The organism is Nocardia cyriacigeorgica GUH-2 (assembly GCF_000284035.1).
Taxonomy (GTDB): domain Bacteria; phylum Actinomycetota; class Actinomycetes; order Mycobacteriales; family Mycobacteriaceae; genus Nocardia; species Nocardia cyriacigeorgica_B.
In genome coordinates, this window is sequence record NC_016887.1 from 562121 (window position 1) to 585489 (window position 23369).

23 protein-coding genes are annotated in these 23369 nt (G+C 67.3%); 12 read left to right on the forward strand and 11 right to left on the reverse strand.

What is annotated here, in order from left to right; genetic code table 11:
* Positions 1-23: 23 nt before the first annotated feature.
* From NOCYR_RS02665 to NOCYR_RS02675, 3 genes are read left to right on the forward strand one after another with little or no spacing between them, the layout of a single operon-like run.
* Positions 24-1466, forward strand: a complete 1443-nt coding sequence (locus tag NOCYR_RS02665; protein WP_014348817.1) for a hypothetical protein — start codon at positions 24-26, stop codon at positions 1464-1466.
* A gap of 6 nt (positions 1467-1472) precedes the next feature.
* Positions 1473-1988: an ImmA/IrrE family metallo-endopeptidase gene (locus tag NOCYR_RS02670; protein ID WP_014348818.1), complete on the forward strand. Its 516-nt coding sequence runs from the start codon at positions 1473-1475 to the stop codon at positions 1986-1988.
* A complete protein-coding gene (locus tag NOCYR_RS02675) occupies positions 1985-3019 on the forward strand; it encodes a hypothetical protein (RefSeq protein ID WP_014348819.1) in 1035 nt (344 codons plus the stop codon). The genes NOCYR_RS02670 and NOCYR_RS02675 overlap by 4 nt, the downstream gene beginning before the upstream one ends.
* A 154-nt stretch (positions 3020-3173) precedes the next feature.
* On the opposite strand, the gene NOCYR_RS02680 is transcribed toward NOCYR_RS02675, so the two are convergent.
* Both NOCYR_RS02680 and NOCYR_RS02685 read right to left on the reverse strand, forming a co-directional pair.
* A complete protein-coding gene (locus tag NOCYR_RS02680) occupies positions 3174-3590 on the reverse strand; it encodes a helix-turn-helix domain-containing protein (protein WP_014348820.1) in 417 nt (138 codons plus the stop codon).
* A gap of 362 nt (positions 3591-3952) precedes the next feature.
* A complete protein-coding gene (locus NOCYR_RS02685) occupies positions 3953-5116 on the reverse strand; it encodes a steroid 3-ketoacyl-CoA thiolase (RefSeq protein WP_014348821.1) in 1164 nt (387 codons plus the stop codon).
* Positions 5117-5303: 187 nt separating this feature from the next.
* Between NOCYR_RS02685 and NOCYR_RS02690 the strand changes: the two genes are divergently transcribed.
* The gene (locus tag NOCYR_RS02690) at positions 5304-6563 is read left to right on the forward strand and encodes a cytochrome P450 (protein WP_014348822.1); all 1260 of its coding nucleotides are present in this window, start codon (positions 5304-5306) and stop codon (positions 6561-6563) included.
* A 74-nt stretch (positions 6564-6637) separates the two neighbouring features.
* Here the strand turns inward: NOCYR_RS02690 and NOCYR_RS02695 are convergent, their stop codons facing one another.
* The 5 genes from NOCYR_RS02695 to NOCYR_RS02715 are packed head-to-tail and all read right to left on the reverse strand — an operon-like array spanning position 6638 to position 11219.
* Entirely contained in the window at positions 6638-7069 is a 432-nt protein-coding gene (locus tag NOCYR_RS02695; RefSeq protein WP_014348823.1) for a nuclear transport factor 2 family protein, read from the reverse strand.
* 15 nt (positions 7070-7084) lie between these two features.
* On the reverse strand, positions 7085-7960 hold the full coding sequence (locus NOCYR_RS02700) for a TIGR03619 family F420-dependent LLM class oxidoreductase (RefSeq protein ID WP_014348824.1): 876 nt from the start codon (positions 7958-7960) through the stop codon (positions 7085-7087).
* Positions 7957-9126 (reverse strand): thiolase domain-containing protein, encoded by a 1170-nt coding sequence (locus NOCYR_RS02705; RefSeq protein WP_014348825.1) that lies wholly within the window; start codon positions 9124-9126, stop codon positions 7957-7959. The genes NOCYR_RS02700 and NOCYR_RS02705 overlap by 4 nt, the downstream gene beginning before the upstream one ends.
* Positions 9123-10190 (reverse strand): thiolase domain-containing protein, encoded by a 1068-nt coding sequence (locus NOCYR_RS02710; protein ID WP_014348826.1) that lies wholly within the window; start codon positions 10188-10190, stop codon positions 9123-9125. Before NOCYR_RS02710 ends, NOCYR_RS02705 begins: the two co-directional genes overlap by 4 nt.
* A 12-nt stretch (positions 10191-10202) precedes the next feature.
* A complete protein-coding gene (locus tag NOCYR_RS02715) occupies positions 10203-11219 on the reverse strand; it encodes a Zn-ribbon domain-containing OB-fold protein (protein WP_419538282.1) in 1017 nt (338 codons plus the stop codon).
* Between the two features lie 61 nt (positions 11220-11280).
* On the opposite strand from NOCYR_RS02715, the gene NOCYR_RS02720 reads away from it, so the two are divergent.
* Positions 11281-12318, forward strand: a complete 1038-nt coding sequence (locus tag NOCYR_RS02720; protein ID WP_014348828.1) for an LLM class F420-dependent oxidoreductase — start codon at positions 11281-11283, stop codon at positions 12316-12318.
* A gap of 22 nt (positions 12319-12340) precedes the next feature.
* Positions 12341-13345: an AMP-binding protein gene (locus tag NOCYR_RS02725; protein WP_014348829.1), complete on the forward strand. Its 1005-nt coding sequence runs from the start codon at positions 12341-12343 to the stop codon at positions 13343-13345.
* 7 nt (positions 13346-13352) lie between these two features.
* Here NOCYR_RS02725 and NOCYR_RS02730 read toward each other — a convergent pair whose 3' ends face one another.
* Entirely contained in the window at positions 13353-14342 is a 990-nt protein-coding gene (locus tag NOCYR_RS02730; protein WP_014348830.1) for a sigma-70 family RNA polymerase sigma factor, read from the reverse strand.
* 215 nt (positions 14343-14557) lie between these two features.
* On the opposite strand from NOCYR_RS02730, the gene NOCYR_RS02735 reads away from it, so the two are divergent.
* Complete coding sequence (locus tag NOCYR_RS02735; RefSeq protein ID WP_014348831.1) at positions 14558-14977, forward strand: VOC family protein; 420 nt, start codon at positions 14558-14560, stop codon at positions 14975-14977.
* 64 nt (positions 14978-15041) lie between these two features.
* On the opposite strand, the gene NOCYR_RS02740 is transcribed toward NOCYR_RS02735, so the two are convergent.
* On the reverse strand, positions 15042-15824 hold the full coding sequence (locus NOCYR_RS02740) for a crotonase/enoyl-CoA hydratase family protein (protein ID WP_014348832.1): 783 nt from the start codon (positions 15822-15824) through the stop codon (positions 15042-15044).
* A 79-nt stretch (positions 15825-15903) separates the two neighbouring features.
* On the opposite strand from NOCYR_RS02740, the gene NOCYR_RS02745 reads away from it, so the two are divergent.
* Positions 15904-17553, forward strand: coding sequence for an acyl-CoA synthetase (locus NOCYR_RS02745; RefSeq protein WP_014348833.1), 1650 nt, complete (start codon positions 15904-15906; stop codon positions 17551-17553).
* A gap of 248 nt (positions 17554-17801) precedes the next feature.
* Here NOCYR_RS02745 and NOCYR_RS02750 read toward each other — a convergent pair whose 3' ends face one another.
* Positions 17802-18908 (reverse strand): acyl-CoA dehydrogenase family protein, encoded by a 1107-nt coding sequence (locus NOCYR_RS02750; protein WP_014348834.1) that lies wholly within the window; start codon positions 18906-18908, stop codon positions 17802-17804.
* 28 nt (positions 18909-18936) lie between these two features.
* Positions 18937-20130 carry an acyl-CoA dehydrogenase family protein gene (locus tag NOCYR_RS02755; RefSeq protein ID WP_014348835.1) on the reverse strand — a complete coding sequence of 398 codons (1194 nt, stop codon included), beginning with the start codon at positions 20128-20130 and terminating at the stop codon, positions 18937-18939.
* Between the two features lie 179 nt (positions 20131-20309).
* On the opposite strand from NOCYR_RS02755, the gene NOCYR_RS28100 reads away from it, so the two are divergent.
* The 4 genes from NOCYR_RS28100 (at position 20310) to NOCYR_RS02775 (ending at position 23368) form a co-directional block, all read left to right on the forward strand.
* Positions 20310-20498 (forward strand): ferredoxin, encoded by a 189-nt coding sequence (locus tag NOCYR_RS28100; RefSeq protein WP_081505543.1) that lies wholly within the window; start codon positions 20310-20312, stop codon positions 20496-20498.
* A gap of 43 nt (positions 20499-20541) precedes the next feature.
* Positions 20542-21447, forward strand: a complete 906-nt coding sequence (locus tag NOCYR_RS02765; protein ID WP_036532725.1) for a 3-oxoacyl-ACP reductase — start codon at positions 20542-20544, stop codon at positions 21445-21447.
* A 300-nt stretch (positions 21448-21747) separates the two neighbouring features.
* Positions 21748-22512, forward strand: a complete 765-nt coding sequence (locus NOCYR_RS02770; RefSeq protein WP_014348837.1) for an MlaE family ABC transporter permease — start codon at positions 21748-21750, stop codon at positions 22510-22512.
* Between the two features lie 4 nt (positions 22513-22516).
* Positions 22517-23368, forward strand: coding sequence for an MlaE family ABC transporter permease (locus NOCYR_RS02775; RefSeq protein ID WP_014348838.1), 852 nt, complete (start codon positions 22517-22519; stop codon positions 23366-23368).
* The last annotated feature ends 1 nt before the right edge of the window (position 23369 follow it).

A 23369-nucleotide genomic window follows, 5' to 3' on the forward strand; every position in this document is an offset into this window, starting at 1 on the left:
CTCTATGAGGGGAAGGCCGTCGCATGGCCAGTGGTCGCTTCACCCGTGTGCTCGCGGTAGCGGGGGCCGTCGGCTGCCTCGGACTACTCGGGCCGGTAGCGGCCGAAGCCCAGCCGGGCGGTTCCGGCCAGGGCGGCAACAGCGCGCCGAATCCCGGCAACGGCAATCCCCATCCGCCGATCATCGGCAACGGTGGCTTGCTGAACACCGGCAGTGGTGGCGGCGCGAATTCCGGTCACGGGCCGGGCGCGAACGCGGGCAACGGGCCGGGCGCGAACGCAGGCCGCGGCCCTGATGCCAACGCAGGCAACAGCCCGGGCGCCAACGCGGGCAACGGACCCGGCGCGAATGTGGGCAGCGGCCCCGGCGCCAACGCGAGCAACGGCGTACCCCCGAACCCCGCCAACGGCGCGAACACGAACGCGGGCAACGGCGTTGGAGCGCCCGGCAACAATCCTGGCGCACAAGGCCCCGGCGTCGTACCCGTCAAGGACGACGCCGACGAATGGCAGCCCCTGACCATCCCCGGCCGCGGGACACAGATCGACGCGGGCATCGAACCGTCGGACGTCGCCGGCCCGGGCACCGGTTCGGCCGGCGCCGGATCGGCGGCCGCTGGCTCCGCGGCCGCCGGCTCCGCCGGACTCGGCGCCGCTTTGGGTACCGGATCATCCGCTCTCGGAATCATTCTCGGCACGGGCTCGGCTGGGCTCGGTGCGGCACTCGGCACTGGCTCGGCCGCCGTGGGCTCTGCGGGCGTCGGCGCGCTCGGAACAGGCTCCGCCGCAGTGGGTTCCGCTGGTGTCGGCGCCCTGGGTACCGGCTCGGCGGCTCTCGGCACGGGTTCGGCCGCGCTCGGCGCCGCCGGCGTGGGCGCCCTCGCCACGGGCTCGGCTGCGCTGGGCACTGGCTCGGCCGCCGTGGGTTCGGCCGGTGCAGGCGTCCTCGGCACCGGTTCGGCGGCGGTCGGCTCGGCCGCCCTCGGTTCTGCCGGAATCGGCTCGGCCGCAACGGGTTCGGCAGCGGTCGGTTCCGCCTCGCCGCTGCTGTTACTGCTGCTCCCCATCCCGCCGGTTCCTCCGGCACCAGCCCTTCCGCCCTTGGCCATCCCGCCGGTTCCCGCTCCGCCGGTGATCGCGCCGGTCGTCCCGGGTGTTCCGGGTGTTCCGGCCCTGCCGGTGGTCGCCCCACCGGCTCCGGCGGCTGCTCCGGCCGCCCCCGCGCCGGCAGCGCCCGCCCCGGCTCCCTCCGCACCGCCCGCCATGGCCGCGCCGTCGGATCCCGACGTGCGCAACACCAGTGCCGAGGACGGGCTGCCCGAGCCGAAGCTGCTGACGGTGATCGGTGGCCTGATCGCGCTCACCCTCGCCGGTGCGGGGTCGGGTGCGGTGAGCTTCCAGAGTGCCTCGGCGGCGCAGGCGCGCATCGATGCCGCGCGCGCCGAATTCTTCGGAACGGGTCGGTGATCGGCGATGACACAGAGTAAGGCGCAGAGCGGTTCGCGGTCCTACCGCCGGGTGGCCGCGGCCGTGGACGCGGTCTGCGCGGTCGCCGCCGATTTCGACGCGACCACCCTCGACGAGGTAGTGCTCGCCATCGCCGCCGAGCGCAAACGGATGATCGAGATCGCCGACGCCGACCTCGGCCCCGGCGTCTGCGGTCAGCGCCGCTTCTACCCGGACAAAGACGTGATCGTGCTGGCCACCGCGCTGCCCAGCCGCGAGCACACCCTCGCCCACGAACTCGGGCACATCGTGTTCGATCACGAAGGTGCGCCCGCACCGGAGGTGACGCTCGAGGCCAGCGACGATCTGATCGCCTACATGCTGAGCCAGCGCGCCCATCAGCAGATCGTCGACGACGGCGCGGACGAGCAGGCCGAATGGGAGGCCGAGACCTTCGCCGCGATGCTGATGACGCGGCTGCGCGTATTCAACAACCGGGGCGCCGGCGTCTCGGTCCTTCGATTCGATGAGGCTCTCGGATGACCTTCTGGTTGACGGCCATGCTGGTCTGGGTGGCAGCCGGTGCGCGGGTGGGTCGTGTGCTGGTCAAGCCCGCGACGACCGCCCGGGTCGCGATCGTGATCGCGGTCGCCGCCGTCGCGCTCGCGTCCACGGTCGCGATTCCGGACGTGGGGCTCGCGGTCGACAACCTGCTACCGGAGGGCCTGCCCTCGGGCCTGCTGTCCGACGGCGTCGTGGTCGCGGCCTGGCTGTTGTTCACCACGGCCACGTCGGTGGTGGCGTCGGCCGCGTGGCCCGTGGTCTCGCGGCGCAATCTGCGCCAGATCGCCTGGGCGATCTATGCCGTCGGTGCGGCCGCTGCGGCGGCGACGCTGGCCTGGACGCATGTGTTCGGATGGGTGATCGTCGCGCTCGGTGGGGTTTTCATCGTCGTCACCGGTCTGCGCAATCTGGACTGGACCGCCCTCGGCCGTGGTATCGCGATCTACACCGCGGGCACTGCGCTGGTGGCGGTCATGGCGGTGCTCGAGATCCGGCGCGCCGCCATCGATGCCCCGCGCGCGGAACCCGGTGCGGCGGATTGGGGTTGGCCGGCCTGGCAGATCGCGAGCCTGTTGATCGCGTTCGGCGCGGTGTGGATCGTCATCGAACTGTGGGTGCGGGCGCGGCTGCTGTTGCGGCGGATCGAGCTGCTGCATCGGGTGCTGGTGAAACGCTTCCCCGAAGTGGTGGCCCATGAGCAGGGCGGAACCTCCACCCAGCTGAAGGCCTCGGATCGGGTCGCGCAGATCATGGATGCGCTCTACCTCCAGTCCGGCGGCGGCGTGGAGATCGTCTCGGCCGGTGATCCGCCGACCTCGGTGACTCAGCGCGCCGATCGGGTCGCGCGGTGGGCCCGCCATCCGCTCGGCGATGTGGTGGTCGACGCCCGCTGGATCGCACCGCCCGAGGGCGTGAGTCCGCGCGGCTGGGTCAGTGCGATCGCGCAGGCCTTCGACACCACCGCACGCGAGCAGCAGAAGAAGCCGGCCGCCGCCCAGCCGCGGCCCTGATTCCGGATCCCACCGCTGTCCCGGCGCGGCTCACGCTCTCGGGCAGCGGTTTTCGGCCATGCTTGACGACGGAGTTCGCTGCGCAGTGGCGCCGATCACATAACACAACACAGTGCGACCCATCGGGCCGCACTGTGTTGTGGTGTGCGAGAGTCTATTCGGTCCCGTCCGGAGGAACTTCGGGCAGCCCTTCGCTGGCCCGGAGTTTCTCCGCCATGGACGTGAGTAGATTCTGAGATTCTTCGGACAGGTCGAAAGCCCGGCTGGACAAGCGGCGCAGCCCGTAACCCTGCAACTGAGACAGCAGTTCCAGATCGTGGTCGATCTTGGCGGCGTAGATGTCGTTGAAGAAGTAGTCGGGCTTGACCTTGAAGAACTTCGCCAACGCGGCCACCGTCTCGTCCGACGGATTGGTCCGCTGCCCGGACCGCAACTGCGACAGGTACGGTTTCGAGATCGGATGTCCTGAAGCCGTCAGCGCGGCTGCGACCTCCGCGTTCGTGTGCGGCTTACGCCCCGGGGGATGCACGGTTTCGAACAGCTTGTTCAGCCGCGCCGCGAAATCAGCCATTGTGAGCCGCCCAATTCCCTTCGCTGTACTAACAGTCGTTATCTCGGATACGTATCATTGATATTAGCGGCTCAGTAACTGAAAACCTACGCCTGATTCCGAATTTCCTTGAAGCTTCCAGGTCGGTGTCCAGTGCAGAGGCTCCGAGCGTGGCGTTTGCGGGTTACACCAACGGCTCTTGTGGAGCCGTCCGGCCAGCAAGTTCTAGCCCGTCGCGGGGGTCTTGCCCGTTGGACGTGGGGTAGCCGCAAGTTAGCTGACATCTCATCTAGTCGTCTGTACCGAACTTTGTGTGGCGTACGACACGTTTTGCCGCCTCCGAGATGAACGTTCAAGTTACACCGGGGAATTGGTTGAAAGCCTTACAACCTCTCGATGATGGTGCCTGTCGCTAGTGCGCCACCGGCACACATGAGCACCATTGCGATGCTCTTGTCGGAGCGTTCCAGCTCGTGCAAAGCCGTTGTGATGAGACGAGATCCGGTGGAACCGACCGGATGGCCGAGCGCGATGGCGCCACCGTTGACGTTCACCTTGTCCATGTCCGGCTTGTGCACCGACGCCCACGACAGCGGCACCGACGCGAACGCCTCGTTGATCTCGAACAGATCGATATCGCTCATGCTCATGCCCGACCGCTCCAGCAGCCGGGTGGTGGCCTGCACCGGGCCGTCGAGATGGAACTCGGGTTCCGAGCCGACCAGGCACTGGGTGACGATGCGGGCGCGCGGAGTCAAACCCTCACGGCGCGCGGCCTTTTCGTCCATCAGCAGCACCGCGGCGGCGCCGTCGGAGATCTGCGAGGAGGTGCCGGCGGTGTGAATGCCGCCCTCGAGCACCGGCTTCAGTCCGGCCAGGCTCTCGGCGGTGGTCTCGCGCAGGCCCTGGTCCCGGCTCACCTCCATCTTCTCGCCGGTGAGGTTGCCCTCCTTGTCGGCGACCGGCGCGGTCACGGTGAGCACCTCGCGGTCGAAGCGGCCCTCGGCCCAGGCCTGGGCGGCCAGCTTCTGCGAGCGCACGCCGAGCCCGTCGACGTCGGCGCGGGTGATGCCGCGCCGCTTGGCGATTCGCTCGGCGGCCTCGAACTGATTGGGCATATCGATATCCCAGGACGCCGGCCGGCGCGGGCCCGCGTGCTCACCGACGTTGGCGCCGAGCGGAACCCGGCTCATCGCCTCCACGCCGCAGGCCATGCCGATCTCGATGGCATCGGTGGCGATGAGGCCGGCGATCAGGTGGTTGGCCTGCTGGGCCGAACCGCACTGCGCGTCGATGGTGGTGCAGCCGACCTGCCAGGGTAGTCCCGCGTGCAGCCAGCCGACCCGGGTGACGTTGTTGGACTGCTCGCCGGCCTGGGTGACGCAGCCGCCGATGACCTGCTCCACGAGGGCGGGGTCCAGATGGGCGCGTTCGAGCAGGCCGCGCTGGGCCAGGCCGATGAGTTCGGCCGCGTGCAGGCCGGACAGCCAGCCGCGGCGCTTGCCGATGGGGGTGCGGGCGGCTTCGACAATGACGGGTGTACCCATCTCCAACCTTTCCTCATGGACAGAACTGAAACGTGTTCTTGACACTTGTCACGGGCGGATCTGTCCACTTTCTTTCCTCGTTTTCCCGCCTGTGCTTCAATAATTGTAGAACGTGTTCCAGTGTTGTCGACGGATGCATCTGGTACTCGGCTCGGCTTGGTTGCGCATTCTCTGAAGGAGGCCACTGGTGGTAGCCCCTCGAACGGTCCGGCCCGATCTGCCGGACGGATTCGACGTCACCGATCCCGAAATCTATGCCCACCGCGTCCCGGTCGAGGAATTCGCCGAGCTGCGCCGGGCCGCGCCGATCTGGTGGAATCCGCAGCCACCGGAAGTGGGCGGATTCCACGACGACGGCTTCTGGGTGGTGAGCAAGCACGCCGACGTCAAAGAGGTCTCGCGCCGCAGCGATGTGTTCTCCACCCATGAGAACACCGCGATTCCGCGATTCAACGACGACATCACCCGCGAGCAGATCGAGCTGCAACGCTTCGTCCTCATCAACAAGGACGCCCCCGAGCACACCAAACTCCGCAAGATCATCTCGCGCGGCTTCACCCCGCGCGCGATCAACAGCCTGCGCGCGGAGTTGTCGGCGCGGGCCGAGGGCATCGTGAAGGCGGCCGCCGAGGCCGGTTCCGGTGATTTCGTCACCCAGATCGCGTGCGAACTGCCGTTGCAGGCGATCGCCGAGCTGATCGGGGTGCCGCAGGAAGACCGGATGAAGGTCTTCCGCTGGTCCAATGAGATGACCGGCTACGACGACCCCGACAACGACGCCGATCCGGTGGTGGCGTCGGCGGAAATTCTCGGCTACGCCTACCAGATGGCCGCCGATCGCAAGAAATGTCCGGCCGACGACATCGTCACCACGTTGATCGAGGCCGATATCGATGGCGACAAGCTCTCCGAAGAGGAATTCGGCTTCTTCGTCATCATGCTGGCGGTGGCGGGTAACGAGACCACCCGCAATGCCATCACCCACGGCATGATGGCGTTCTTGGACCACCCCGATCAGTGGGAGCTGTTCAAAAAGGAACGCCCGGCCACCGCCGCCGACGAAATCATCCGCTGGGCCACCCCGGTCACCTCGTTCCAGCGCACCGCGCTCGAGGATGTGGAACTGGGCGGCGTGCAGATCAAGAAGGGCCAGCGGGTGGTGATGTTGTATCGCTCGGCCAACTTCGACGAGGACGTCTTCGAGAATCCGGAGAAGTTCGACATCATGCGCCAGGACAACCAGCATCTGTCCTTCGGCGGCACCGGCGCGCATTTCTGTATCGGGGCGAATCTGGCCCGGCTCGAGGTCGATCTGATCTTCAACGCGATCGCCGATCATCTGCCCGATATCAGCAAGCTCGGTGATGCGAAGCGGCTGCGTTCGGGCTGGCTCAACGGCATCAAGGAATTCCCGGTCGACTACAAGACCTGCCCGGTCACCGGGTAGCGCGATAAATCCAGCAACGACGAGGCCCTTCGATCCGCGGATCGAAGGGCCTCGTCGTGATCGGCTCCGGTGTCTCAGCCGGCCGGGCGTGCGGTCTTCATGGCCCGATCGACTTCCCAGTACGCCCGCAGTGCGGCGATCTTGCCCGCGTCATCGACGCGATAGGTGAACACGCCCTCCGCATCGATGACGTGCCCGCCGACGGTGCTGCGGATGACGCCGGTGAAGGCGACCTCCGAACCACAGGCGAACGAGTCGCCGAACAGGAATTCGATCGATTCGGTCGCCGCGATCGCTTTGTCCCAGAAGGCGGCGATGGCCTCGCGGCCGCGGTGGCCGCGACCCTCGGGATCGAAACCCGACGGCCCGATCGGATCTTCGACGATGCCGTCCGCGGCGAACAGCTCCACCCAGGCGTTCTTGTCCCTGGCGCGCACCGCCGCCTGGGAGGCCAGGCCCGCGGCGCGCGCCGGATGATCGGTGATGGGGGAGGACTCGACGGTCATGGTTGTCCTTCCGGCTCAGACGATCGGATCGGCGATATTGGCCGCCGCGAACTTGCGCAGCGACTCCTGCTTGGCCGCCAGCTCACCGTCGAAACCGATGCCATCCATCAGCCACGGCACCACGATCGCATCGGTGACGCCGGCGTTCGCCAGATCCTGATATCCGGATCGGCCGAACTTGTCGATGCAGACCGCCTGGATTTCGAACGGTTCCTCGGCCCGGCCGTACTCGGCGCGCAATGTGTCCAGCCTGCCGATGGTCTCGCAGAGCTGGTCGAATTTCATCATGGCCGAGGTCCAGCCGTCACCGACGCGGGCCGCCCGCCGCAGCGCGGCGTCGGTATGCCCGCCGATATAGAACGGCACCGGCTCCGACGGCGCCGGACTCATCTGCAATGGATCGAAATCGTAGAACTCGCCGTGGTACTCGACCATCCCGCCGCCGAGCACCAGCTTGATGACCTCGATCATCTCGTCCACCCTGGCACCGCGCCGCGCGAACGGCACTCCGCACCATTCGAACTCCTCCGGCGCCCAGCCGATTCCGACACCGAAACCGAACCGATTACCGGACATGTTCGCCACCGAACCGACCTGGCGGGCCAGCAGCAGCGGATTGCGCGAACCGAGCTTGAGCACATTGGTGTAGAAGCGGATGCGGCTGGTCACCGCGGCCATGGCGGTGGCGCCGATCAGCGGGTCCACCCACGGGGTCTCCGGACCCCAGAAGCGGCTGCCGTCGGGGGTGTAGGGATATTTCGCCTCGGCTGTCTTCATATAGAACAGCGAATCGGGCAGGGCGATGGAGGAAAACCCGCATTCCTCCGCGGTCTTGGCCAGCTCGGGCAGTTGCTCGAGCGGGCTCAGCGCGATGCCGAGGGTGAATTTCATGCCGGACGCTCCGAGCCGACCACCCACATCGAGAAGTACTGCGAACCGCCGCCGTAGGCGTGGCCGAGAGCCTTGCGCGCGTTCTCCACCTGGTAGGCGCCGGCCCGGCCCATCACCTGCTTGGCGGCCTCGGCGAAGCGGATCATGCCGGAGGCGCCGATCGGGTTGGAGGAGAGCACGCCGCCGGACGGGTTCACCGGCAGGGTGCCGCCGAGGTCGGTTTCGCCCTTGTCGGTGAGCTTCCAGCCGTCACCCGGCGCGGCGAAGCCGAGGTTTTCCAGCCACATCGGCTCGAACCAGGAGAACGGCACATAGATTTCGGCGGCATCGATCTCGCGCAACGGATCGGTGATGCCCGCCTGCTTCCACAGCGCCGCGGCCGCATCGCGTCCGGCCTGCGGATTCACCTGGTCGCGCCCGGCGTAGGTGGTGGGCTCGGTCCGCATGGCGGTCGCATGCACCCACGCCACCTTCTTACCCGCGGCCTCCACCGCGGCGGCCGAACTCTCCCCGCCGATGACCACCGCGCAGGCGCCGTCGGAGGAGGGGCAGGTCTCGTCGAAGCGGATCGGATCCCACAGCATCTGCGAGGCCAGCACCGATTCCATGGTGATATCGGGCTGCTTCAGATGCGCGTACGGGTTCTTGGCGCCATTGCGCCGGTCTTTGGCCGCCACCATCGCGCCGATATGGCCGGGTGCGTTGGAACGGCGGATGTAGGAGCGCACATGCGGCGCGAAGTAGCCGCCCGCGCCCGCGCCGACCGGCATGGTGAACGGCACCGGAATCGACAACGCCCACATGGCATTCGACTCCGACTGCTTCTCCCACGCCACCGCGAGCACCCGCTCGTGCACTCCGGCCTGCACCAGGTTGGCCGCCACGACACCGGTCGAGCCACCCACCGAGCCCGCGGTGTGCACACGCAGCAGCGGTTTGCCGGGCGCGCCGAGTGCGTCGGCCATGTAGAGCTCGGGCATCATGACGCCCTCGAACAGGTCCGGCGCCTTACCGATGACGATGGCATCGATATCGGCCATCGTGACGTCGGCGTCGGCCAGCGCACGGTCGATGGCTTCGCGGACCATGCCGGCCATCGACACATCGCTGCGTTTCGTCACGTGATGTGTTTGTCCGGTGCCGAGCACCGCAGCCGGGAAACTCATCGGCCAGCCTCCGAATCCAGAACGGTCACAAGGTTTTGTTGCAGCGCGGGCCCGCTGGTGGCGTGGGCCAGCGCGCGCTCGGCGGTGCCCGCCATGATTTCGCGCGCCGCGAAGCCGATGCGCTCGAGCCCGGCCGCGAACATCGGGTTGCCGGCCAGTGCGCCACCGGAAGGGTTGATTCGGGTGCGCTTGTCCAGGCCGATCGCCTCGGCCAGGATCAGTTCCTGATGGCTGAACGGAGCGTGCAGCTCGGCGATATCGAAACCGCTGGTGTCCCCGCCGGTCACCGCGTGCGCGGCGGCCTGCGTCGAGGGCGAGACGGTCAGATCGCGGCCGCCGAGCATCGACGAGTCGATCCGATGCGCCATGCCGGTGATCCAGGCCGGACGCTCGCACAATTCGCGGGCGCGATCACCGACCGCCAGCACGATGGCCGCAGCACCGTCGGTGATGGGGGCGCAATCGTGTTCACGCAGTGGGTCGGCCACATACGGAGCCGCCAGCAGCTCATCGATGGAGGTGCCCTCGGCGCGGTGCGCCTGCGAGACCGCCGCCATATCCCCTTCGCTCCAGCGGCCTGCGTCCAGGCCCGCCCTGGCCTGCAAGCCCGCGATGGACAGCGTGTCCGGCCACAGCGGGGTGACCAGATACGGATCCAGCTGCATCGTCAGGATCTGACGCAGGGTGCCTGCCGAGGACTTGCCGAAGCCGTACACCAGCGCGGTGCGGGCCTGCCCGGAACGCAGTTTCACCCACGCCTCGTAGAGGGCCCAGGCCGCGTCCATCTCCACATGCGATTCGTTGATCGGCGGCACCGCGCCGATCGAGTCGACCGCGGAGATGAAGGAGAAGGCGCGTCCGGCAAGGTAATCGGAGGAACCCGAGCACCAGAAGTCGATATCGGACTTGGTGATGCCGAGCTGGTCGTAGAGCTGCTGGAAACACGGTTGCAGCATCTCCACACCATTGGTGGTGCCGAAGGTCTCCCGCACATGGGGCGCGTGCGCGAAGCCGACGACGGCGATGTCGGTGGCGTTATCGGTCGAACGCTCGGTGATGGTCACTCGGGAGCCCTCTCACAGGTGATGCTTGTAGGTTTCGTAATCGGCATCCGGCTCGCCGGAGGGCTCGAAGTGGTCGACGTTCTCCAGTCCGTATCCCCACTCCTCGCGCGGCTTCCACACCGCCCGCACCCGCATGCCCATCCGGACCTCCTCGGCCGCACAGCCCAGCACCAGGTGCAGCACCGGGATATCGGCGCCGTCCAGCAGCACATAGGCGGCCACATACGGCGGCTTGATCCGCTGGCCGAGGAACGGCACGTTGACGATGCAGAAGGTGGTGACGGTGCCGGTGTCGGCCAGCTCCACCATGTCGTCGGTGGGCTTGCCGTCGGTGGGGTTGGCGCCGCGCGGCGGGAAGTAGACCTTGCCGCCGGCGTCGGTGCGACCGCCGATCAGCTTGCCTTCCTTGAGCCCGCGCAGATACACCGTCTCCTGCGGGGAGGCCGTGTGCTTGTAGCTCATGTCCACCGGCGTCACCAGCACGGTGACCGGCTCGGTCTCGGCGTCGCCGGTTCCCGCTGCGGCGGTGGAGGTTTCGCCGGGTTCGAAGCAGGCGATGTCGTGGATGGTGCCGGTGGTCTCGGCGGCCCAGCGCGCACGCACCCGCATGCCGGTGCTGATCTCCTCGGGGCCGGCCACATCCACCGCGTGCAGCAGGGTGGTGTCGGCGCCGTCGAGCTTGATCAGCGCGAAGGCGAACGGCCGGTCGAAGGGCTGACCCGGCAGCGGATCACGCACCCAGCTCCACGAGACGACGGTGCCGACATCGGCGACGTCGACGAACTCGGTGAGCGGATCGGCGGTCACCGGGTCGTATTCGGCCGGTGGTACCAGTACCCGTCCATCCGAACCGCGCACGCCGACGATGCGGCGCTCGCGCAGCCCGGTGAGGAACTTTCCGATGGTCGGTCCCACCGAGCGGGTGTAGTCGAACTTCATTCGCAGCGGCGCGCTGAGTACGTCGCTCGGTTTCAATCCGGGCGGGCGATCCTGCGTGATTGCCGTGGGTGCAGTATTCCCATGAGTCACGATATCGAGTAGAACAGGTTCTTATTCTGCTGGCAAGCAGTGGATTGGAAAGGGGACCGATATGCGGTTCGGATTGCAGCTCGGATATTGGGGTGCGGCGCCGCCGCAGCATGTCGGCGAACTGGTGGTGGCCGCGGAGGCGGCCGGCTTCGACGCGGTCTTCGCCGCCGAGTCGTGGGGCTCGGACGCCTTCGGCCCACTGGCCTGGTGGGGTTCGTCGACCAGCCGGGTGCGGCTGGGCACCTCGGTCGCGCAACTGTCGGCGCGCACTCCCGCCGCCACCGCGATGCACGCGCTGACGCTGGATCACCTCAGCGGCGGCCGCGCCATTCTCGGGCTCGGGGTCTCCGGTCCGCAGGTGGTGGAGGGCTGGTACGGGCAGCCGTTCGCCAAGCCGTTGCAGCGCACCCGGGAGTACGTCGACATCGTCCGCAAGGTGCTCGCGCGCGAGGCGCCCGTCGTCAGCGACGGCCCGCACTACACCCTGCCCTACGCCGGACCGGGCGCCACCGGCCTCGGTAAGCCGCTCAAGCCGATCGTGCACCCGCTACGTGCGGATTTGCCGATCTGGCTGGGCGCCGAAGGGCCGAAGAACGTCGCGCTGACCGCCGAGATCGCCGACGGCTGGCTGGCCATCTACTACGCCCCGCGACTGGCCGGGATGTACAACGAATGGCTCGACGAAGGCTTTGCCCGCGCCGGCGCTCGCCGTACCCGGGAGACCTTCGAGATCGCCGCCAGCGCCCAGGTGATCGTCACCGACGACCCGGCGAGCGAGATCGAACGGCTGCGCTGGGTGATGTCGCTCTACATCGGCGGCATGGGTGCTCCCGAGCTCAACTTCCACGCGCAGGTCTATCGCCGGATGGGCTATGAGAAGGAGGTCGAGGAGATCGGCAAACTCTTCCAGGCCGGCCGCAAGGCCGAAGCCGCCGCGGCGGTGCCCGACGAGATGGTGCTCGACACCACGATCATCGGCGACGAGGACGAGGTGCGTCGCCAGATCGGTGTCTGGGAGGCGGCCGGGGTGACCATGCTGCTGGTGTCGGTGGCCGATACCGAGCAATTACGCAAACTTGCACCCCTTGTCGGCCCGTAGAACGCGTTCTAAATTCGATGGGGTGACGCAGGAGTCGGCCGAAGTTCTCGGGCTGTGGAATATCGCCGCGGCCCAGCCGGGGCGCATGGCGCTGATCGCACCGACCGGGCGGGAGGTGAGCTACCGGGAACTCGCGGCTCTCGCCGACCGCTACGCCGGTGGGCTGCGCGCGCTCGGGCTGCGGCCCGGTGACGCCGTGGTGTGCCTGCTACCCAATGGGGTGGAGGCGGTCGCCGTGGCGTTCGCGGCGCAGCGGAGCGGGCTGTACCTGGTCATGCTGGACTGGCACCGCACTGTGCCGGAGATCGCGCACGTGCTCGTCGACAGCGAGGCCACGGCGTTCATCGCCGGCCGGCGGTTCGCCGAATCGGCTCGCCTGGCCGCCGACGCCGCCGGACTGCCTGTCACGGCGCGCTTTTCGGTGGGCGAGATCGACGGATTCAAATCGGTGTCCTGGCTCGCCGCCGCGGGCATCCGCCGGCCGGGCAACGCGGCACCGCACTACGACGGGCCGGCCGCCGGACGGCCCGTCGGCTCACCGACCGGCGCCTGTCCCGATGCGGTCGCGCCGCACACGACGGGCCTGTTCGGTCTGTTCGGGCTCGCACCGCACAGCGCACATGTGCATCTGGCCGGGTTGCCGCTGTACCGGACCGAAGCGCTCGACTTCCTCATGGTCTCGGTGCAATTGGGGCATCAGGTGGTGCTGACGGACGCCTGGGACTCGGCCGAAACGCTGCGACTGATCGAACGGCATCGCGTCACCCACAGCCGCCTGGACACCACCCACTTCGACCGCCTACTCGCGCTCCCGGACGCGATCCGATTCCGCCACGACCTGTCGTCGCTGCGCCGGATCGTGTACGGACCCGAGCCGTGCCCACCGGAGCTCGAACAGCGCATGATCGCCTGGTGGGGCCCGGTGTTCACCGACTATCGGAGCGCGACCGAGGGCGGCCCGATCGCCGGCGTCGTCCTCGACGACGCGGCAGACCGGGACCGCCACTCGGATCTGATTCCCGGCTGAGCGGTACTCAGACCGCTTCGCGCAGCTCCGGCTCCAGGCCGAACAGCGGGAACAACTTCTCCGTGTCGAGGAAGAAGTTGAGCCCGGAGATCTCGCCGTCGGTGAACTCCAGCACGGTGATCGACCACGGCACCCACACGCCCGGCTCGCCGCTGGGCTTGTAGTGACCGAACGCGGGCAGGCCGTTGGCGCCGTCGAGCCGGACCAGCCGCGAATCGCGGCAGGCCGCGCCGTGGCCGAGCATGAACTCCGCGGCATTGGCCGGACCGGACACCCAGAACTCGAGCGGCGGCATGGACAGCGCCACATCGGTTTTCAGCAGCGAGGTGAGGGTGTCCATATCGTAGGACTCGAACGCCTTGACGAAATCGTCGACGAGTTTGCGCTGATCCTCATCGGCCTCGTCGTAGGTGTCGGTGACGGCGGGCTGGACCTTGGACATGGTGGCCCGGGCGCGTTGCAGGGCGCTGTTCACCGAGGCCGGCGACATGGTGAGGGCCTCGGCGGTCTCACTGGCGGAAAAGCGCAGCACCTCCCGCATGATCAGGATGGCGCGCTGGGTGGCGGGCAGATGCTGACAGGCCGCGACGAACGCCAGCCGCAGCGTGTCCTTGGCGGTGGCGTGCTCGGCCGGATCCGCGCCGAAGGCCAGCGCGTTGGGGATGGGCTCGACCCAGACGTAGTCCGGCTGCGGCGCCAACAGCGGCGACTCCGGGCTGGACGGGCCGGACAGGTCCATCGGGCGGGCCCGGCGCTGCGGACCGTCGAGCATGTCCAGGCAGACGTTGGTGCAGATCCGGTACAGCCACGAACGCAGGCTGGCGCGGCCCTCGAAGTTGTCGTACGACTTCCAGGCCCGGGTGAAGGTTTCTTGGACCGCGTCCTCGGCCTCGAACGAGGAACCGAGCATGCGGTAGGCGTAGGCGCACAACTCGCGGCGGTGTACCTCGAAGGAATCCATGACTTCCGCGGTGGCGGTGCCCGTCATCTCGCTCATGGATGCCACTGTGGCACACGCCACCGACAACAAACAGACGTCGCGGTGATCGTTTGCCGACGGAAATACCACGTCAGCCACAGCAATCGCACCAGTACCGCCAGTAACGGGTATCGGCCGGTCGCGATGTTTCCATCCGCTGCGATGAGTTTCCGGCACCGGGCCCGTCTCTATGGGTGAAGCGAGAAGCACACAACGACCGAGAGGCCGAAACAATGAGCAGCAAGATGATCTTCGTCAACCTCCCCGTGACCGACCTGGATCGGTCCAAGAATTTCTATGAGGCGCTCGGCTGGAAGGTCAACCAGGACTTCACCGATCAGAACGCCGCCTGCATCGTGATCGACGACAACATCTGCCTGATGCTGCTGACCCGGGAGTACTTCGCCACCTTCACCAAGCGCCCGATCGCCGACACCGTGGCCACCGCCGCCGCCGGCTACGCGCTCTCGCTCGGCAGCGCGCAGGAAGTGGATCAGCTCACCGAGGCCGCCGTGGCGGCCGGCGGGCGCGAAGAGGTCAACGAGGACAAGCGGTCCCAGGAGGCCGAGGTGGGCATGCACGGGCGCACCTTCCTCGACCCCGACGGCCACCAGTGGGAGCCGTTCTGGATGGACTACCCCGGCGCCAACTGAGCACAGACGACAAAACGTCCCCGGCGCGTCGAGCCCGCCGGGGACGTTTCTGTTGGCTCGAGAATTACTTGCCGGTGAAAGTGGGCTTACGCTTTTCCGCGAAGGCCTTCGGGCCCTCCTTGGCGTCGGCCGACTTGAAAACCGCCATACCGAGTTCGGCGTCGATCTTGAACGCGTCGTTCTCCGGCATCGCCTCGGTATCGCGGATGGTGCGCAGGATCGCCTGCACCGCCAGCGGGCCGTTGGCCGCGATCAGCCCGGCCAGCTCCAGCGCCTTGTCCAGTGCGGTCCCGTCCGGCACCACATGGCCGATCAGGCCGATTTCCTTGGCCTCGGCCGCGGTGACGTGGCGTCCGGTGAGCAGGATGTCGGCGGCGACGGTGTAGGGAATCTGGCGCACCAGCCGCACGGCCGAGCCGCCCAGCGGGAACAGGCCCCAACGGGCCTCGGACACACCGAATTTCGCGCTCTCGCCGGCCACCCGGATATCGGTGCCCTGCAAGATCTCGGTGCCGCCTGCGATGGCGGGGCCCTCGACCGCGGCGATCAGCGGCTTGGTGAGCCTGCGGCCCTTGAGCAGCGCCTCGATCTTCGACAGATCCCAGCCGCCCCCGGAGAAGGAATCGCCGGGATGCTGGGAGGTCATCGCCTTCAGATCCGCGCCCGCGCAGAAGGCGCCGCCCGCGCCGGTGAGGATCGCGACGCGGATATCGGGATCGTTGTCGACCTGATCCCAGGCGTCGCGCATGATCGCCATCATCTCGCCGGACAGCGCGTTCTTCGCTTCCGGGCGGTTCATGGTGACGATGAGAACGTGGTCGCGCTTCTCGACGAGGCAGTGCGGCATCGCGGAAATCTCCTGGCTCGAGGACGTGGTGTCGAAGGCACCCTTGTCAGGAACAGTAACACGTTCTATTTTTAGGTCTGTGAGCTACAACATAGCGGACCTCATCGAGCACACCATCGACCTCATGCCCGATCGCGTCGCACTGGTCGACGACGTTCGCGAGGTCACCTATGCGCAGTTGGAGGAGCGGACCAACAAGCTAGCCCATTACCTGCAAGAACAGGGTGTCCAGCCGGGTGACAAGGTGGGCATCTACTCGCGCAACACGATCGAGGCCGTCGAGTCGATGGTCGCGGTGTTCAAAGCCCGCGCGGTGATGGTCAACGTGAACTTCCGTTACGTCGAGAACGAGTTGCAATATATCTTCGATGATTCGGACATGGTGGCGTTGATCCACGAGCGTCGCTACACCGACAAGGTGACCGCGGTGCGGCCGAATGTGCCGAAGCTGAAGACCGTGATCGTGGTCGACGACGATACCGCCGCGCAGGTGCCACTCGCAGCGGAATCGGTCGAATACGAAGCCGCGCTGGCCGGCTGCTCGGGCGAGCGGGACTTCGGTGAACGTTCCCCCGACGACATCTTCATGCTCTACACCGGCGGCACCACCGGCATGCCCAAGGGCGTGATGTGGCGCCAGGAAGACTGGTGGCGCGTGCTCGGCGGCGGCACCAACTTCGGTACCGGCGAGAAGATCGAAGACGAATGGACTCAGGCCAAGAACGGTGCCGCCGGCGCTGCGATGGTGCGCTACCCGATCCCGCCGATGATCCACGGCGGCTCGCAGGCCGCCACCTTCCACGGCCTGTTCGACGGCGGTAAGACCGTGATGCTGCCGGAGTTCAGCGGTCACAGTGTGTGGCAGGCGATCGACCGCCACGGCGTGAACATGATCTTTATTACCGGCGACGCCATGGCCCGCCCGATGCTGGACGCACTGCGCGAAGGCAACCCGGAAACCGGTGAGCCGTACCAGCATTCGAACCTCTGGGCGATGGCCAGCAGCGCCGCGCTGTTCTCCCCGACGCTCAAGGACCAGTACCTGGAACTGCTGCCGACCACGGTCATCACCGACTCGATCGGTTCCTCGGAGACCGGGTTCGGTGGCCTGGCCATCGCGGCCAAGGGCGCCACCCACACCGGCGGTCCGCGGGTGAAGATCGACGCCAGCACCGAGGTGCTCGACGAGGACGGCAATCCGGTCGAACCCGGTTCGGGCAAGGTCGGCATGCTCGCCCGCAAGGGTCATATCCCGCTCGGCTACTACAACGACCCGGTCAAGACGGCCGCGACGTTCAAGGAGTTCAACGGCGTCCGCTATTCGATCCCGGGTGATTACGCCCGCGTCGAGGAGGACGGCACCGTCACCATGCTCGGACGTGGTTCGGTGAGCATCAACAGCGGCGGCGAGAAGATCTACCCGGAAGAGGTCGAGGGCGCCCTCAAGACCCATCCGGAGATCTTCGACGCCCTCGTCGTCGGTGTGCCGGACGAGCGCTGGGGCCAGCGGGTCGCCGCGGTGGTCCAGTGTCGCGGCGGCAAGCGCCCCACCCTGGAGGAGCTGCGCCCGATCCTGACCAAGGAGGTCTCCTCCTACAAGATGCCGCGCAGCCTGTGGTTCGTCGACGAGATCAAGCGTTCGCCCGCGGGCAAGCCCGACTACCGCTGGGCCAAGGCGCAGACCGAGGCCCGCCCGGCCGACGAGCACGCCGAGGCGAGCAGCAAGTAAGTCACACAACGAGAGGGCCGTCGCGAACCTCGCGGCGGCCCTCTCGTTTTCGTCCGGACACTGAAGGTCCGGACACTGAAAGGCTCGGACACAAAAATCGGCCCGCCGGATGATTACCGGCGGGCCGATGTCGTCGACCGCGGTCAGGCCGAGTCGACCGCGGTCAGGCCGAGTCGACCACTGCCGAGGCCGAATCGACCACGGCTTGGATCGTGTCGACCACGGCTAGGACCGCGCCGACCGAGGACTCAGGCCGAGTCGGCCAGATGCTCCGCGATCGGCAACAGATGATCGGGAGCCGGGCCGAGAGCGAATTCGTTGTGCTTGGCCGCGGTGAAGTAGTTCTGCACGATGTGGTCGCGGTCGATGCCGATGCCGCCGTGCACGTGGACCACGGTGTGCGCGATCCGGTGCCCCGCTTCGGCGGCCCAGAACTTGGCGGTGTGCACGGCGGGCGCGGCGGGCAGGTCTTCGGAGAGCTGCCAGGCGGCCTGGGTGACGGTCAGGCGCAGGCCGCCGAGGTCGATGTAGGCGTCGGCCAGTCGCTGGGCCACGGCTTGGAAGCTGCCGATGGCCTTGCCGAACTGCTCGCGCTCGCGGGCGTAGTCGGCCACCAGTTCGAGGGCGCGTTCGAGGGTGCCGAGCTGCTGGGCGCTGAGCCCGAGCCAGGCACGCAGCAGCAGCCAGTCCAGGATCTCGGCACCGGTGTCCACGGTGCCGAGCAGCTCGGCCGGTGCCTCGGTGAGCGTGACCGCGAACTCCGCGCTGCGGTCGACCACCTGCTGCGCGTGTACCTGCACCGCGGCCTGCGACGGGTCGACCAGGAATACTGCGGTCCGCTCGGCGACGGTGGCGGGCACCAGGATCCGATGGGCGCGGTCGGCGACCGGGACGGTGATCTTGGCGCCGGTGACGCGCCAGCCGTCGGCGGTCTCGGTGGCGGTGGTGTCGGGTGTGGTGGTGTCCCAGTTGTGTTCCTCGGTCAACGCGGCGGTGAGGATCAGCTTGCCGGAACCCGCCTTGCGCGCCAGTTCCTGCTGCTCGGCATCGCCGAACCGGGCCAGCGCGCCGGCCCCGAGCACGATCGAGGACAGGTACGGGACGGCGGCCACGTACCGGCCGAGTTCGCGCAGGATCGAGGTCTGTTCCAGCACGCCGAAGTCATTGCCGCCCACGGCCTCCGGCAAGGCGGCGGCGAGCACGCCGGTCTCGGCCAGCGACTGCCACAGCGGTTCGTCGAAGCGGACGTCGGCGGTGTCGAGTTCGCGCAGCCGGTCGTCGGTGACCAGCTTGGCGCACACCTCGCCGGTCAGCCGGGCCAGATCGCCCTGGGCCTCGGTGGGAGTGAAATCCATGGTGAGTTCCTGCTTTCCGATTCCGGTCTCAGCGGGCGGCGGCGGGCTGCTTCAGCGCGGTCATGGCGATGATGTCGCGCTGGACCTCGTTGGTGCCGCCGCCGAAGGTCAGGATCAGCGCGGCCCGGTGCATCCGCTCCAGCCGTCCGCGCAGCACCGAGCCGGGGGAGTCCTGGCGCAGGTAGGCCTGCGGTCCCAGCACCTCCATCAGCAGCCGGTAGGCCTCGGTGGCCAATTCGGTGCCGTACACCTTGCAGGCCGAGGCGTCCCACGGGCGCGGCGCGGCGTCACCGCCGGCGTCGGCGCGGCTGGCGATCTCCCAGTTCAGCAGCTTCAGGTATTCGACCTTGGCGTGCACCTTGGCCAGGTTCAGCCGCACCCATTCGCGGTCGATCACCCGCGAGCCGTCCGAGGATTTTGTCTCGCGCGCCCACTCGACGGTCTGTCGCAGCGCCAGCGCCAGCGGCGCCGAGGAGGTGAGCGCGACCCGCTCGTGGTTGAGCTGGTTGGTGACCAGCGGCCAGCCGCCGTTCTCCTTGCCGACCAGCGCCGTCACCGGCACGCGCACGTCCTGGTAGTAGGTGGCGCTGGTGTCGGGCCCGGCCATGGTGTGCACCGGCGTCCAGGAGAAGCCCTCGGCATCGGTGGGCACGATGAGCATGCTGATGCCCTTGTGCTTCTTGGCCGTCGGATCGGTGCGGCAGGCCAGCCAGACGTAATCGGCATAGGCGATGAGGCTGGTCCACATCTTCTGCCCGTTGATGACGTACTCGTCGCCGTCGCGCACCGCGGTGGTGCGCAGCGAGGCCAGGTCGGTGCCGGCGCCGGGCTCGGAATAGCCGATGGAGAAGTGCAGCTCACCTGCGGCGATCTTGGGCAGGAAGAATTTCTTCTGTTCCTCGCTGCCGTAATGCATGATGGTCGGCGCGACGGAGTTGATGGTCAGGAACGGCACCGGCGCGCCCGCGATGGCGGCTTCGTCGGTGAAGATCAGCTGATCCAGCATCGGCCGGTCCTGGCCGCCGAACTCCTTGGGCCAGCCCAGCGCCAGCCAGCCGTCGCGGCCCATCTCCCGCACGACCTCGCGGTAGACGTTGCCCTGCCCGTACTCACCGGTCTGCGCGCTGAGCGCGGCGCGGCGTTCGGGAGTGATCAGCGTGGCGAAGTAGTCGCGCAGCTCCGCTCGTAGCTGTTGCTGCTGCGGCGTATAGGCGATGCGCATGGGCGTTACCTCGGGCCTTCATTCATCGAATAGGGACACCCGGATAGGAAACCGGCGTTCCGATCATTGCATATCGACTGAAACATGTTCCAGTATTGATAATGGATCCACTCGATGTCGGCCCGCGCGGCGGCATCGGCTTGTTACTCTTCGGCGACAGCCGCGGTGAAGGAGTTCTGATGAAGGTCGTTGTTGATCTCGACCAGTGCGAAGCGAACGGAATCTGTGTCGGAATCGCCCCCGACGTGTTCGAACTCGATGATGAAGACGTGCTGCACATTGCCGAGGGTGAAGTTCCTGCCGATCGCCTCGCCGAGGTGGAGGACGCGGTCGCGCAATGCCCGAAAGCGGCGCTGAAATTGTTGTAATCGGCTCTTGCCGTGAACTGGAACACGTTCTAAAGTCGGCCCGGTGAACGATAACGATGTGAGCCTTGCCGGACGTGTTGCGATCGTGACCGGGGCGGGTGCCGGCCTCGGTCGCGCCGAGGCGCTGGCCCTCGCCGGCGCCGGCGCCTCGGTCGTCGTCAACGACCTGGCCGATTCGGAGGCCGTGGCTCAGACCATGGCCGAGATTCGCGCACTCGGTGCGAAAGCGGAGTTCGTCGCGGGCAGTGTCGCCGAGCGGTCCACCGCGGACGAGTTGATCCGCACCGCCACCGAAGCCTTCGGCGGGCTCGACATCGTGGTCAACAATGCGGGCATCACGCGTGACCGGATGCTGTTCAATATGTCCGACGAGGACTGGGACGCGGTGATCGCCGTTCATCTGCGCGGCCATTTCCTGCTCTGCCGCAATGCGGGTGCGTACTGGCGCGGCAAGTCCAAGGAGGCGGGCGCTCCGGTGTACGGCCGCATCGTCAACACCTCCTCCGAGGCCGGCCTGCTCGGTCCGGAGGGGCAGGCGAATTACGGCGCGGCCAAGGCGGGCATCACCGCGCTGACTTTGTCGGCGTCGCGCGCGCTCTCGCGCTTCGGCGTGCGGGCCAACGCGATCTGCCCGCGGGCCAGGACCGCGATGACGGAGGCTGTGTTCAAGGACGCGCCCGAGGGTGCGGTCGATCCGCTCTCGCCCGACCATGTCGCGCGACTGGTGGCTTATCTGTCCTCGCCCGCGGCCGAAGTGGTCAACGGGCAGGTGTTCGTGGTGTACGGGCCGATGGTCGCGCTGATGGCGGCGCCGGAAGTCGAGCAGCGCTTCGATGCGACGGGCGAACAGTGGTCGACCGGTGATCTGGCCGTCACGCTGAGCGGGTACTTCGCCCAGCGGCCCGAAGGTCGTACCTTTTCTGCAACGTCACTACACGAACTGGGCTGACCAGCCCCGTTGCCCGTCCGTCCGCTCGACCGCTTTCTGAACGGCCGTCCAAGAGTTGATCGGTCGTCCAGCAGTTGGTAGACATGGGGATCGTATGTGCCAGGACTCACAACAGTGATGCTCAACACGTATGAACCAGGTTCCAATCTTACTGTCTGAGATTGGATCGAAATAGCAGTTCAAATAGGGCCAAAAGCCCACCAGAAACTTAGTGAACGTGTTCTACTTGTCCGGGGCGCGGGACGGCTACGGCCGTCGCGTCCGTCAGCGGGACCAGTAGTCAGGCAAGGAGGATCGCCGATGAACGAGGTCCTTGCCGTGCCATTGCGGGCGGTCGGCGGGTTCTTCGACCTCACGGCGGAGGTGGCGCGTGCCAGCATGCGCCGGCCCTTCCAGGCGCGGGAGTTCGTCGACCAGTCATGGTTCATCGCGCGAGTCTCGATCGTGCCGACCCTGCTGGTAGCCATTCCTTTCACCGTGCTGGTCAGCTTCACGCTGAACATCCTGTTGCGTGAGATCGGCGCGGCCGACCTCAGCGGCGCGGGCGCGGCCTTCGGCGCGGTGACCCAGGTCGGCCCGATCGTCACGGTGCTCATCGTGGCAGGCGCGGGCGCCACCGCCATCTGCGCCGACCTCGGCGCACGCACCATTCGCGAGGAAATCGACGCGATGAAGGTGCTCGGCATCGACCCGGTCCAGCGACTGGTGGTTCCGCGCGTGCTCGCGTCGATGTTCGTGGCGCTGTTGCTCAACGGCCTGGTGTGCACCATCGGCATCCTCGGCGGGTTCCTGTTCTCGGTGCTGCTTCAGGATGTGAATCCGGGCGCCTTCGTCAACGGGATCACCCTGCTCACCAACCTGCCCGAGCTGATCATCTCCGAGGTCAAGGCGGGCCTGTTCGGCCTGATCGCCGGCCTGGTGGCCTGCTACCTCGGCCTCAACGTCAAAGGCGGACCCAAGAGTGTCGGTGATGCGGTGAACCAGACCGTGGTGTTCGCGTTCATGGCCCTGTTCGTGGTGAACGTCGTCGTCACCGCCGTCGGCATCAAGTTCGCGGTGCGGTGATCCGATGGCCTTCGTAATCCAGTCCAAGTTTCCGCGCACGGTGCGCCGGGTCCGCCGGATGTCGAACTCGATGGATGAGCTCGGCAAACAGGCGGTCTTCTACGGTCGCGCGATCGGTTCTATGCCGAAGGCGCTGGTGCACTACCGTACCGAGACCATCCGGCTCATCGCCGAGATCAGCATGGGCACCGGCGCGCTCGCCGTCATCGGCGGCACCGTGGTGATCGTCGGGTTCCTGACGCTGTTCACCGGCGGCACCATCGCCGTGCAGGGCTACAGCTCGCTCGGCAATATCGGCGTCGAGGCGCTCACCGGCTTCTTCGCCGCCTTCATCAATGTGCGCATCGCGGCGCCGGTGATCTCCGGTATCGGCCTGGCCGCCACCATCGGCGCCGGTTCGACCGCGCAGCTGGGTGCGATGCGGGTGGCCGAGGAGATCGACGCGCTCGAATCGATGGGTATCCGGCCGGTGCCGTATCTGGTGGGCACGCGGGTGCTGGCCGGGATGATCGCGATCATCCCGCTGTACTCACTCGCGGTGATCGCCTCGTTCGTCGCCAGCCGGTTCGCGACGGTGGTGATCTACGGGCAGTCCGCCGGCGTCTACGACCACTACTTCTCCACCTTCTTGATCCCCAGCGACATCCTGTGGTCGTTCGTGCAGGCGATCTTGATGGCGGTCGCGGTGATGATGATCCACACCTACTACGGCTTCCACGCCGCGGGCGGTCCGGTGGGCGTCGGCGTCGCGGTGGGTAATGCGGTGCGCGCCTCCCTGGTCGCGGTGGTCACGGTGACGCTGCTGGTCTCGCTGGCCATCTACGGCACTTCCGGCAACTTCAACCTCTCCGGATAGC

What these genes read in the sequence shown, in the direction of transcription:
- NOCYR_RS02665 (WP_014348817.1), top strand. Translation starts at nt 24, where the DNA reads ATGGCCAGTGGTCGCTTCACCCGTGTGCTCGCGGTAGCGGGGGCCGTC.
- NOCYR_RS02755 (WP_014348835.1), bottom strand. Translation starts at nt 20,130, where the DNA reads ATGCGCATCGCCTATACGCCGCAGCAGCAACAGCTACGAGCGGAGCTG.
- NOCYR_RS02730 (WP_014348830.1), bottom strand. Translation starts at nt 14,342, where the DNA reads ATGAGCGAGATGACGGGCACCGCCACCGCGGAAGTCATGGATTCCTTC.
- NOCYR_RS02670 (WP_014348818.1), top strand. Translation starts at nt 1,473, where the DNA reads ATGACACAGAGTAAGGCGCAGAGCGGTTCGCGGTCCTACCGCCGGGTG.
- NOCYR_RS02705 (WP_014348825.1), bottom strand. Translation starts at nt 9,126, where the DNA reads ATGAGTTTCCCGGCTGCGGTGCTCGGCACCGGACAAACACATCACGTG.
- NOCYR_RS02700 (WP_014348824.1), bottom strand. Translation starts at nt 7,960, where the DNA reads ATGAAATTCACCCTCGGCATCGCGCTGAGCCCGCTCGAGCAACTGCCC.
- NOCYR_RS02740 (WP_014348832.1), bottom strand. Translation starts at nt 15,824, where the DNA reads ATGCCGCACTGCCTCGTCGAGAAGCGCGACCACGTTCTCATCGTCACC.
- NOCYR_RS02775 (WP_014348838.1), top strand. Translation starts at nt 22,517, where the DNA reads ATGGCCTTCGTAATCCAGTCCAAGTTTCCGCGCACGGTGCGCCGGGTC.
- NOCYR_RS02680 (WP_014348820.1), bottom strand. Translation starts at nt 3,590, where the DNA reads ATGGCTGATTTCGCGGCGCGGCTGAACAAGCTGTTCGAAACCGTGCAT.
- NOCYR_RS02770 (WP_014348837.1), top strand. Translation starts at nt 21,748, where the DNA reads ATGAACGAGGTCCTTGCCGTGCCATTGCGGGCGGTCGGCGGGTTCTTC.
- NOCYR_RS02735 (WP_014348831.1), top strand. Translation starts at nt 14,558, where the DNA reads ATGAGCAGCAAGATGATCTTCGTCAACCTCCCCGTGACCGACCTGGAT.
- NOCYR_RS02750 (WP_014348834.1), bottom strand. Translation starts at nt 18,908, where the DNA reads ATGGATTTCACTCCCACCGAGGCCCAGGGCGATCTGGCCCGGCTGACC.
- NOCYR_RS02675 (WP_014348819.1), top strand. Translation starts at nt 1,985, where the DNA reads ATGACCTTCTGGTTGACGGCCATGCTGGTCTGGGTGGCAGCCGGTGCG.
- NOCYR_RS02720 (WP_014348828.1), top strand. Translation starts at nt 11,281, where the DNA reads ATGCGGTTCGGATTGCAGCTCGGATATTGGGGTGCGGCGCCGCCGCAG.
- NOCYR_RS02695 (WP_014348823.1), bottom strand. Translation starts at nt 7,069, where the DNA reads ATGACCGTCGAGTCCTCCCCCATCACCGATCATCCGGCGCGCGCCGCG.
- NOCYR_RS02685 (WP_014348821.1), bottom strand. Translation starts at nt 5,116, where the DNA reads ATGGGTACACCCGTCATTGTCGAAGCCGCCCGCACCCCCATCGGCAAG.
- NOCYR_RS28100 (WP_081505543.1), top strand. Translation starts at nt 20,310, where the DNA reads ATGAAGGTCGTTGTTGATCTCGACCAGTGCGAAGCGAACGGAATCTGT.